This window comes from Acinetobacter sp. Lyrl_1 (genome assembly GCF_051948795.1).
In the GTDB taxonomy this organism is placed as follows: domain Bacteria; phylum Pseudomonadota; class Gammaproteobacteria; order Pseudomonadales; family Moraxellaceae; genus Acinetobacter; species Acinetobacter towneri.
On record NZ_JAYJLK010000098.1, the window covers coordinates 1 to 946 of the forward strand.

General features: G+C 51.3%; 1 protein-coding gene and 1 pseudogene. Both read left to right on the forward strand.

What is annotated here, in order from left to right:
• Positions 1-179: pseudogene (locus VF675_RS13680) on the forward strand (IS66 family transposase); the annotation flags it as partial.
• Positions 180-754: 575 nt separating this feature from the next.
• On the forward strand, positions 755-946 hold a 192-nt coding region (locus VF675_RS13685), incomplete at its 3' end, for a reverse transcriptase N-terminal domain-containing protein (protein ID WP_440205385.1).

Below are 946 nucleotides of genomic sequence, written 5' to 3' on the forward strand. Positions count from 1 at the left end.
AACAACAGCATAGCCAACCGGTGATGCAACAACTATATGAATGGCTCAACCAACATCATCTGACGGTGCCATCGAGTTCTCCCACCGCCAAGGCCATCAATTACACTCTGAAGCGTTGGCCAGCCTTAAGCCGCTATCTGGATGATGGCAATCTACCGATATGCAACAATTGGGTAGAGGTGCGACACGAAGTCGCTTAATGAAGTTGTTCCCCCTGCGGGAACCACCCGTGTCACCGGGTGAATCTAGAAGGCTGAATAAAGAGCGCCTTCGACAATGTAACGAGGCACCGTAAGGTGCGGGGTATCAATCGTGAGAGGCGTACTCTTCTGGCAGCCATAGCCGGACAAGGGCTAGATAATCGGTATGGTGAACACATGTGAATCTGCGCAACGATCGTTAAATTGAACGAGCGGAAATGGCTAATACGCTCGAACCAAAACGGTAATGGAGGTGGGAATCGCGTCTTTCTACTACGCATTCGTGACCCATACGCCTCCCGGTCGATAGCAGGCACCTAAGCCGATGTACTTCAGTAAGCGGAACGTGGAAATCCCGTATTACCCCCATTGGGAAAGCAGTTTGCAAAAACTGCCCATGGTGATGCGGGCGAAGGAACGAGGAAAAAGCGAATGCCAGTCTGTAATGGGTTGGATAGAGGTTGAAACATTACCTCACGCGAAAGCGGGCTGACGTCCTTATGGTCTCTCATCACAAGAGAGTGTGTAGAACCCTTTTAATGGAGGGAGAGCAAATGAACGCAGCAGTATCAGCGTGTGCGCCTTCCAGCACATCGTGGGACAGCATCGATTGGATTGCTGTACAGCGTCATGTCAGAGGGCTGCAAGCGCGTATTGTGAAGGCGGTACAAGACGGCAGGTATAACAAGGCGAAAGCTCTGCAATGGCTGCTGACTCACTCGTTTAGTGGCAAAGCATTGGCCGTA